The following is a 9572-nucleotide window of genomic DNA, read 5'->3' on the forward strand; positions in this document are numbered from 1 at the left end:
TTCGCGTCGAGCGAAGTCGAGAGGCCTCTCGACCCCGTGCCGCGCCATGAGCACCGCGATTTCGGTCAAAGGCGAACGGGAATGGAAGATTTCGCAAGAAAGGACTGCCTTCCATGACCGCGACCAGCGCCGACTACACCGCCGACCTCCAGCTCTTCATCGCGGGCGAATGGCGGGGCGGCGAGGGGCGCGATGCGCGGCCGGTCGTCGACCCGGCGACCGCGGGCACGATCGCCGAGCTGCCGGTGGCGACCGCCGCCGACCTCGACGAAGCGCTCGCCGCCGCGGCGCGCGGCTGGCCGGCGTGGCGGGCGAAGACCCCCGACGAGCGCGGCGCGCTGATGCACAAGGTCGCGGGGCTGATTCGCGAACGCGTCGATCATATCGCGACGCTGCTGACGCTCGAACAGGGCAAGCCGATCGCGCAGGCGCGCGGCGAGGTGCTGTCGGCGGCGGGGCTGTTCGACTATTTCGCCGAACAGGGAAAGCGCATCGAGGGACGCGTCGTCCAGCGCCCGGCGGGCGAACGCGCGATGGTGCTGAAACAGCCGGTCGGCCCCGTCGCCGCTTTCTCCCCATGGAATTTCCCGGTCAACCTGATGGCGAAGAAGATCGCGCCGGCGCTCGCGGCGGGCTGCGTCGTGATCGCCAAGGCGCCCGAGGAAACGCCGGGCTGCACCGGCGCGCTGATGCGCTGCATCGCCGATGCGGGCATCCCCGGCGATGCCGCGCAACTCGTCTACGGCAATCCCGACATGATCAGCCGTCACCTGCTGGGCAGCCCGGTGATCCGCAAGGTCAGCTTCACCGGGTCGACCGCGGTCGGCAAGCATTTGATGAAGCTCGCCGCCGATCATGTGCAGCGGATCACGATGGAACTCGGCGGCCACGCGCCGGTGCTGATCTTCGACGATTGCGATCTGGAGGCGACGCTCGACCGGGTGGTGGCGCAGAAGTTCCGCAACGCGGGGCAGGTCTGCGTCTCGCCGACGCGCTTCTATGTGCAGGCGGGCATCTACGACGCCTTCGTGCGCGGCTTTGCCGAGCGGACGAAGCGGGTGCGGGTCGGCCACGGGCTCGATCCCGACACGCAGATGGGGCCGCTCGCCAATGCGCGCCGCGCCCCGGCGCTTCAGGCGATGATCGCCGACGCGACCGCCAAAGGCGCGCGCGTGATCGCCGGCGGTGAGGCGATGGGAGAGGGCTATTTCTTCCAGCCGACCGCGCTCGCCGATGTCCCGATCGAGGCCGAGGCGATGGTGAACGAGCCCTTCGGCCCAATGGCGCTGATGCGCTCGTTCGATACCGAAGAGGACGCGATCGAGCAGGCGAACCGCCTGCCCTACGGCCTCGCCGCCTTCGCCTTCACCGAGAACGGCCGGCGCATCAATCGCGTCGCCGACGGCATCGAAAGCGGCATGGTCGGGATCAACAGCTTCGTGATCTCCGCGCACGATCTGCCGTTCGGCGGCGTCAAGCAATCGGGATTCGGCAGCGAGAGCGGGCCCGAAGGGCTCGACGGCTATCTCGTCACCAAGGCGGTGCATATCTGTTGACGGAAGCGGGTCAATCCAAGGTCGTCAGGCGTCTCAATCGCGCTCCAGCCTGACGAAATCGCGCCCGAACGGCGCGAGGTGCGCGCCGCCGTCGACGAAGATCGTCTGCCCCGTCACCGACCCGGCGCGCGCCAGCCAGGCCACCGCGTCGGCGATCTCTTCCGGCGTCGGAAGCGCGCCCAGCGGCATCCGCCTTGCGAGGCGCTCCATCTGCGCATCGCTGTAATCCTCGGTCGGCAGGGTCAGGCCGGGGGCGACCGCATTGACCCGCGCCTTGCCGCCGAAGGCGACCGCCAGCGTGGCCGTCGCCTGCCACAGCGCCTGCTTCGACAGGCTGTAGGCGAGCTGGTCGGGCACCGGATGGACGATGCGCTGGTCGAGGATATTGACGATCGCGGGACGCGCGCGGCCCGCGTGAGCCGCCACCACGGCGCGCGCCAGCATCACGGGCGCGTGGTGATTGACCTGCATCGCCTCTGCGAGCGCGGCGCCGGTCAGCGTCTCCCACTCGCCCTCGGCGAACAGCGAGGCGTTGTTGACGAGCAGCGACGGCGCCCGGCCGAAGGCTTCGATCACCGCCGGCACCAGCGATTCGGTCGCGCCCGGATCGGCGAGATCGGCCTGGAAGCGCCGGCATTCGGCGCCGGTCTCGGCGATCGCCGCGGCCAGCGCCGGATCGGCCGGTCCCGGGCTGCGCTTGTGGATCGCGAGCGCATAGCCTTCGCGTGCGAGCCGGGCCGCGATCGCCGCGCCGATCCGGTGCAGCCCACCGGTGACGAGGGCGAGCGGCGCGTCCGTCACGGTCGCGCCCGCCGCATGGTGATGCCGATCCGTTCGCCGTCCTCGGCGATCGCCAGCTTGACGATCTTGACCTCGACCTCCTCGACGCGCTCGTCCTGCAGGAACAGCGTGTCGATGATATGGTCGGCGACGCTTTCGATCAGCACGAAATGCACGTCCTTGGGAATGCCGTCGGTCGCCGCGAATTTCAGGTGCATATAATTCTTGGAAGCACTCAGCGGTGTCGTCGGCTCGTAATGATCGGCGATTCCCAGCCGTGCGCGCACCGATATGCGCAGCGGCTGCGGCAGGTGCGTCTCCTCCGAATAGATGCCGGTCAGAACCTGGACGGTCAGCCCGTCGACTTCGAGCCACAATTGATCGGTCACAAGAAATTCCTGTTCGTCGGACCGATATTCGGCTTTGCAATGCCGACCCCGGACCCTAAAGCGCCGCCGCATTAGCGAAAGGGTGCGCGTTGGTCGAGTTTCTTCCTTTGTCCGAAATCGAACCGCAGGCGGTCGAGCATCTGCTCGACGCCGCTTTCGGAGCGGACCGCTTTGGACGAACCGCCTATCGCATCCGCGAGGGCATGGCCGCGGTCCCAGCGCTCAGTTTCGCGCTGGTCGACGACAAGGGACTGGTCGGCACGATTCAGTGCTGGCCGGTCGCGCACCGCGCGCCGGGCGGTACGGCGACGCCGCTGATCATGGTCGGACCCGTCGCGGTGCGCCCCGACATCCAGCGCGGGGGGCACGGCCGTGCGCTGATGGCGCGCATGCTGGAGGCGGCCGAAAGCCAGGCCGACAGCGCGCTGATGATGATCGGCGATCCCGAATATTACGGCCGCTTCTTCGATTTCACGGCGGAGGCGACGGGGGCGTGGGACCTGCCTGGCCCGTTCGAGCGGCGGCGCTTGCTGGCGCGGGCGGTCAACGGCCATGGCCTGCCCATCGCGGCGGGGATGATCGGGCCGCGCTGAGTCGACCTGATTCATCATTGCGAGGAGCGTAGCGACGACGCAATCCAGAGCGTGCCAAAGCTGCCATGGTTTATGGCGCTCTGGATTGCCGCGCCCGGCTATGCCGGGCTCGCAATGACGACGGCATGGGTTGCACCGACCGCCCATCCTCCTATGTCGGGGATATGGTCAGCCCCGCGCCTTCGCTTCCCAAGGCCTTCTCGCAGCTCTCGCTTGCCGAGGCGGCGGACCTGCTCGCGGCGCGCAAGCTGCCGCCGGTCGAACAGTGGCATCCCGAACGCAGCGGCGACAGCGCGATGGAGATTCGCGCCGACGGAAGCTGGTATCACGAGGGCGGCCGGATCGGGCGGCCAGCGATGGTGAAGCTTTTCTCCACCATCCTGCGGCGCGAACCCGACGGAAGCCACGTCCTCGTCACCCCCGCCGAAAAGCTGGCCATCGCGGTCGAGGATACGCCCTTCCGCGCGGTCGAGATGAAGAGTGAAGGCACGGGGGAGGGGCGCAGGCTCGTCTTTCGGCTCGACACCGACGACCTCGTCATGGCGGGGCCGCAGCATCCGCTGACCTTTGGCCGCGATCCCGGTCATCCCGATCCCCGCCTGCACGTGCGCGGAACGATCGGCAACGGGCTCGAAGCGCGGATCGACCGCGCCCTCTATTACGAGATCGTCGGGATGGCGCTGGCCGAGGCGGAAGGCGACCCCGCGATCTGGTCCGACGGCGTCCGTTTTCCGCTGGTCGACGGCGGGGCCGGGGACGGGGGCGGGACTCCCTGATGCTCTCCGACAAGCTGCGCGATGCGCTCGACAATCTGCTGCCCGATACCGGCGAGGACGAGGGCTATCTGCTCCAGCGCGGCGACCCGCTGCGCGATGCGGCGGTGCTGGTCGCCTTCACCGATCGGCCCGATCCCGGCGTGATCCTGACCCAGCGGCCGCAATGGCTGCGCGCCCATGCCGGGCAGGTCGCCTTTCCGGGCGGCAAGGTCGATCCCGGCGACCGCGACGTCGTCGACGCCGCGCTGCGCGAGGCCGAGGAGGAAATCGGGCTGCATCGCCGCGACGTGATGGTGGCGGGAACCACCGACGCCTATCGGTCGGGCAGCGGCTATCATATCACGCCCGTGCTCGGCGTGATCCCGCCCGACCTGCCGCTCGACCCCAATCCCGACGAGGTCGAGGCGTGGTTCGAGGTGCCGCTCGATGTCCTCTTCGACCCCGCCAATTACGAACGGCAGCAGGCGCATTGGCAGGGGCAGCTTCGCCGCTACTACGACATGCATTGGCAGGGGCGGCGGATCTGGGGCGTGACCGCGGACATCATCGTCAACCTCGCGCGGCGTCTGCCGCCGGGCTGGCACCGATGACGGTGCTTCCCGATGCGGAGTGGCGCGGCCGCGAGGGGTTGGCGCGCATCGTCGCGGCGCTGGGCGCCGACGCGGTGAAAATCGTCGGCGGCGCGGTGCGCGACACGTTGCTCGGCCACCCCGTCACCGACATCGACCTCGCGACCCCCCTGTTGCCGCAGGAGGTGACGCGGCGGCTGGAGGCAGCCGACATCAAGGTGATCCCGACCGGCATCGCGCACGGCACGGTGACGGCGATCGCGAGCGGCGACCGGCACGAAATCACCACGCTGCGCCGCGACGTGGAGACCGACGGGCGGCGCGCGACGATCGCCTTCGCCGACGATTGGCGCGAGGATGCGGCGCGACGCGATTTCACGATCAACGCGCTCTATGCCGATCCGGTGACGGGAGGCGTCGAAGACTGGTTCGGCGGGCTCGCCGACCTTGCGGCCGGGCGGGTGCGCTTCATCGGTGACGCCGCGATGCGGATTGCCGAGGATCATCTGCGCATCCTGCGTTTCTATCGTTTCGCGGCGCGTTTCGGGCATGGCGACCTCGATCCGGCAAGCCATGCCGCGGTCGTCGCGGCGCGCCAGTCGCTGAAGAGCCTGTCGCGCGAGCGGATCGCGGACGAGCTGACCCGGATATTGGCGCTGCCCGACCCCCGGCCGATCGTGCGGCAGATGGGGGCGGACGGCATTTTCGCGGTGCTGCTGCCCGAGGCCGATGCCGGTGCGGAGGCGGCGCTCGACCGCCTGCTGGCGAACGAAGGCGCTGTGGGCGCCACGCCCGATGCGCTGCGCCGGTTTGCGGCCCTGCTGCCCACCGATCCTGCGGTGGCCGAACAGGTGGCGAGCCGGCTGCGGCTGTCGACGCGGCAGCGCAAGCATCTGGCCGCGCTTGCCGCGCATCGCGGCGGGCCGCTTCAGCCGGTGCGGCAACTCGCCTATCGCATCGGGGTCGAGGCGGCGCGCGACGTGCACCTGCTCGCGGGCGACCGCGCGCAGGCGGTGGCGGCGGTGCGCGGCCTGGCCGGCTGGACGAACCCGGTGCTGCCGGTGAAGGGCGGCGACATCGTCGCGCGGGGCATCGCAGCGGGGCCGGAGGTCGCGCGCATCCTGAAGGCGGTCGAGGGCGACTGGATCGCGGAGGATTTTCCCGGCCCGGCGCGCGTCGCCGAGCTGGTCGATCAGAAAATCGGACGGTCGAGCGAGCGGCGCCAATAGGCGAAGGCGGCATCTTCCTCCATCGGCCGCGCGAACAGGAAGCCCTGGCCGAAATCGCAGCCCAGTGCCGACAGCAGCCGCGCCTGGTCCGGGGTTTCGACCCCCTCGGCGGTGGTCTTCATGTGCAGGGCCTCGGCAAGGCTCTAGATCGTGCGGACGATCGCCACCTTGTCGCGGTCGTCGACCATATGCTCGACGAAGCTGCGGTCGATCTTGAGCACGTCGAGCGGCAACCGCTGCAGATAGGCGAGGTTCGAATAGCCGGTGCCGAAGTCGTCCATCGCGACGCGTGCGTGCAGCGCCTTGAGCTCGCGCAGCACCGACAGCGCTAGGTCGGGGTCGCCGATGATCGCGCTTTCGGTGAGTTCGATCATCAGGCGCTCGCCGCCGATGCCGTTCTGGGCGAGGGCGCCCCGCACCACCGCTGCGACATCGTCGCGGACGAGCTGGATGGCCGAGACATTGACCGAAAAATAGCAATCGACCGGCCGGCCGCCGTTGCGCTCGTCCCATTCGGCGAGCACCGCGGAGGCCTTGCCGATCGCCCATTGGCCGAGCGGGACGATCAACCCCGAATCCTCGGCGATCGGAATGAACTCTGCTGGCGGGACGATCGCGCCCTCGCTGTTGCTCCAGCGTGCGAGCGCCTCGAAGCCCGCGACCTTGCCTGTCGCCAGTTCGACCAGCGGCTGGAAGTCGAGGCGCAGCCGATCCTCCTCGATCGCCTTGCGCAACTCGGTCTCGAGCCCGAAGCGATTGTCGGACAGCATCGCCGCTTCGGGTTCGTAGATTTCGATGCGGTCGGTCTGCTTGGCGCGCTTCAGGGCGATCTGGGCCTGGCGGATCTGGTCGGCGACATCGGTGTCGGTCGCCGCCTGGATCGCGCAGCCCAGCGCGCAATCGACGCTGACCTTCAGGTCGCCGATGCGGAACGGATGGTCGAAGCAGCCGCGGATGCGCCGCGCCATTTCGCGCACGTCGGTCCGGCCGCCCGTCAGGCGCGAGGAGATTGCGAACTCGTCGCCGCCGCTGCGCGCCAATATGTCGCCGCTGCGCAGGCTCGATTTCAGCCGCCGCGCGACGGTGATGATCAGCTCGTCGCCGGCCAGCGGCCCGATATGCTCGTTGATCCGGCTGAACCGCGCGAGGTCGAGCAGCAGGATGACATGATGCGCCCTGCCGTCGCTGGTCATGCGCTGCTCGACCAGTTCCTCGAACCCGGCGCGGTTGGGCAGGCCGGTCAGGCTGTCGGAAACGAGTTCGCGGCGCAGGTTGCGCTCGGTCATCATTTCCTGCGTCCGGTCGATCAGCGTCAGCAGGTAGAGCGACGTATCGCCGGTCTCGTCGGTCAGCGGGCCGATCGAGCCGCGCAGGTCGCGCGCCGCCACGCCTTCGCCCAGCCGACAGGAAAATTCCTGGGCGCCATATCCTTCGGCCGCCTGCTCGACGGCACGGCGCAACTCGACCGGCGTGCTCGCGCCGGTGGACGACAGGTCGAGTCGGTCGAATGCCGCGTTGCTGGCGTGCAGGCGGAAATTGCCGCGGTCGAGCGGACGGATTAGCGCTGCCGGAACCGGCAGCGCGTCGATCCAGCCGACAAACAAAGAGGGCCGGTCGTCGCCGGTTCGATCAATAGGCATGATAAAGGGTTTGATGCGACCTTTCCCCATTGTCCGAAGCCTATCGGATGGGGAGTAAAGAAGCTATTTACGGCAACAGGAAATTACAATCAGGCGAAACGATTGTTACGTGGGAAGCCCGTGGGGGGCATCCGGCCGGCCGCGCCGCGCGCGACGCGCCACGGCGCGACGTCGGTTTCGGTGCGGGTGCGGCCGCTGTCGCCGCCCATCGTCCAGCTCAGCCCCTCGGCAAAGACGAAGGTCGTCGCGTCGGACAGCCCGCCGTCGCGATAGCGTTGCAGCATCACGCCCTGGCCGCGGCCCATCACCGGCACCTCGGCGATCGGAAAGACGACGAGCTTGCGGTTCTCGCCGACCACGGCGATGCTGTCGTCGCCGGCGCCGATCGGGCGGACGACCGCAAGCTGCGCCTTGGGCTTCAGGTTGACGACGTTGCGCCCTTTGCGCGTCTCGGCGATCACGTCGCCCATCTGGACGACGAAGCCATGGCCGCTCGTCGAAGCGAGCAGCAGGCGTCCGTCGGCCTGTGCCGGGATCAGCGCGACGATATGCGCGTCGGGGTCTATGTCGACGATCAGCCGCAACGGCTCGCCGAAGCCACGCCCGCCGGGCAGCTTGTCGGCGCCGATGGTATAGAAGCGTCCATCGCTCGCCGCGACGAGCAGCTTGTCGGTTGTCTGCGCGTGCGCCGCGAAGGCGAGCTCGTCGCCTTCCTTGAACTTGAAGTCGCCCCACTGGCCTTCTGCGACATGGCCGCGCTGGGCGCGGATCCATCCCCGCTTCGAGAGGATGACGGTCACCGGTTCCTTTTCGATCATCGCGTCGAGCGGAATGTCGCGTGCCGGCGCCGCTTCGGACAGCGTCGTACGGCGCGCGCCGAGCGCGGTGTCGGGACCATAGACGGCGCGCAGCGCGGCGAGGTCGCGTTTCAGCCGCGTGCGCTGGCGCGCCGGGCTTTCGACCAGCTTCACCAGTTCCTCGCGTTCGGCGGTCAGGTCCGCCTGCTCGCGCTTGAGCTCCATTTCCTCCAGCTTGCGCAAGCTGCGCAGCCGCATGTTGAGGATCGCCTCGGCCTGCCGGTCGGTCAGCTGGAATTCGGCCATCATCACCGGCTTGGGCTCGTCCTCTGTGCGGATGATCTCGATGATCCGGTCGAGGTTGAGGAAGGCGATCAGATAGCCGCCGACCAGTTCGAGCCGGTCGTCGATCTTGCCGATGCGATGCTTGGCGCGGCGGACGAGGACGACGATCTGGTGTTGCAGCCATTCGGTCAGAAGCTGGTGCAGCCCCATGACCTTGGGCGTCCGCGTCGCGTCGAGGACGTTGAGGTTGAGCGCGAAGCGGCTTTCGAGCTCGGTCAGCCGGAACAGGCTTTCCTTCAATATCTCCGGGTCGACGTTGCGGCTCTTGGGCACCAGCACGATGCGGATGTCCTCGGCGCTCTCGTCGCGCACATCCTCGAGGATCGGCAGCTTCTTGTCGGCGATCAGCTGCGCGATCTGCTCGATCAGCTTGCCCTTGGCGACGCCATAGGGAATCTCGCTGATGACGAGCTGCCACGTGCCGCCCGCCTGCTTCTCGATCCCGCTTTCCTCCCAGCGCCCATCGGCATCCTTGCCGGTCGAGAAGCGCGCGCGGACGCGGAAACCGCCGCGGCCGGTCTGGTAGGCGTGGGCGATGGTTTCCGCGCTGTCGACGATGATGCCGCCGGTCGGGAAGTCGGGCCCCTTCACATGGGCGAGCAACTCGGCGAGTTCGGCCCGCGGATTGTCGATCAGCAGCAGCGCGGCGTCGATCACCTCGGCGGCGTTGTGCGGCGGGATGTTCGTCGCCATGCCGACCGCGATCCCGCTCGCGCCGTTGGCGAGCAGGTTGGGAAAGAGACCCGGCATGACCTCCGGCTCTTCGTCCTCGCCGTTATAGGTCGGGCGGAAATCGACGGTGCCTTCGTCGAGCCCCTGCATCAGGTCGATCGCGACGCGCGTCAGCCGCGCCTCGGTATAGCGATAGGCGGCGGCGTTATCGCCGTCGATGTTGCCG

8 protein-coding genes and 1 pseudogene are annotated in these 9572 nt (G+C 68.6%); 5 read left to right on the top strand and 4 right to left on the bottom strand.

The window, feature by feature from the left end:
- Nucleotides 1-113: 113 nt before the first annotated feature.
- Nucleotides 114-1556, top strand: a complete 1443-nt coding sequence (locus ABS88_RS16970; RefSeq protein ID WP_104959802.1) for an NAD-dependent succinate-semialdehyde dehydrogenase — start codon at nt 114-116, stop codon at nt 1554-1556.
- Nucleotides 1557-1589: 33 nt separating this feature from the next.
- Here the strand turns inward: ABS88_RS16970 and ABS88_RS16975 are convergent, their stop codons facing one another.
- Nucleotides 1590-2357 (bottom strand): SDR family oxidoreductase, encoded by a 768-nt coding sequence (locus tag ABS88_RS16975; RefSeq protein ID WP_076076480.1) that lies wholly within the window; start codon nt 2355-2357, stop codon nt 1590-1592.
- Nucleotides 2354-2725: a dihydroneopterin aldolase gene (locus ABS88_RS16980; RefSeq protein ID WP_104960363.1), complete on the bottom strand. Its 372-nt coding sequence runs from the start codon at nt 2723-2725 to the stop codon at nt 2354-2356. The genes ABS88_RS16975 and ABS88_RS16980 overlap by 4 nt, the downstream gene beginning before the upstream one ends.
- 89 nt (nt 2726-2814) lie before the next feature.
- Between ABS88_RS16980 and ABS88_RS16985 the strand changes: the two genes are divergently transcribed.
- From ABS88_RS16985 to ABS88_RS17000, 4 genes are all read left to right on the top strand, one after another.
- Entirely contained in the window at nt 2815-3318 is a 504-nt protein-coding gene (locus ABS88_RS16985; RefSeq protein ID WP_104959801.1) for a GNAT family N-acetyltransferase, read from the top strand.
- 164 nt (nt 3319-3482) lie between these two features.
- On the top strand, nt 3483-4094 hold the full coding sequence (locus ABS88_RS16990; RefSeq protein ID WP_076078055.1) for a DUF1285 domain-containing protein: 612 nt from the start codon (nt 3483-3485) through the stop codon (nt 4092-4094).
- Complete coding sequence (locus tag ABS88_RS16995; RefSeq protein WP_067185582.1) at nt 4094-4684, top strand: CoA pyrophosphatase; 591 nt, start codon at nt 4094-4096, stop codon at nt 4682-4684. Before ABS88_RS16990 ends, ABS88_RS16995 begins: the two co-directional genes overlap by 1 nt.
- On the top strand, nt 4681-5892 hold the full coding sequence (locus ABS88_RS17000; protein ID WP_076076473.1) for a CCA tRNA nucleotidyltransferase: 1212 nt from the start codon (nt 4681-4683) through the stop codon (nt 5890-5892). The genes ABS88_RS16995 and ABS88_RS17000 overlap by 4 nt, the downstream gene beginning before the upstream one ends.
- Here the strand turns inward: ABS88_RS17000 and ABS88_RS17005 are convergent.
- Both ABS88_RS17005 and parC read right to left on the bottom strand, forming a co-directional pair.
- Nucleotides 5856-7562: pseudogene (locus tag ABS88_RS17005) on the bottom strand (putative bifunctional diguanylate cyclase/phosphodiesterase). The gene ABS88_RS17000 and the pseudogene ABS88_RS17005 sit on opposite strands and share 37 nt — an antisense overlap.
- A gap of 59 nt (nt 7563-7621) precedes the next feature.
- Nucleotides 7622-9572: DNA topoisomerase IV subunit A (gene parC, locus ABS88_RS17010; protein ID WP_286750188.1), on the bottom strand; the 1951-nt coding region annotated here is incomplete at its 5' end.

It is taken from the genome of Sphingopyxis sp. SCN 67-31 (assembly GCF_001725095.1).

What these genes read in the sequence shown, in the direction of transcription:
- ABS88_RS16990 (WP_076078055.1), top strand. Translation starts at nt 3,483, where the DNA reads ATGGTCAGCCCCGCGCCTTCGCTTCCCAAGGCCTTCTCGCAGCTCTCG.
- ABS88_RS16995 (WP_067185582.1), top strand. Translation starts at nt 4,094, where the DNA reads ATGCTCTCCGACAAGCTGCGCGATGCGCTCGACAATCTGCTGCCCGAT.
- ABS88_RS16970 (WP_104959802.1), top strand. Translation starts at nt 114, where the DNA reads ATGACCGCGACCAGCGCCGACTACACCGCCGACCTCCAGCTCTTCATC.
- ABS88_RS17000 (WP_076076473.1), top strand. Translation starts at nt 4,681, where the DNA reads ATGACGGTGCTTCCCGATGCGGAGTGGCGCGGCCGCGAGGGGTTGGCG.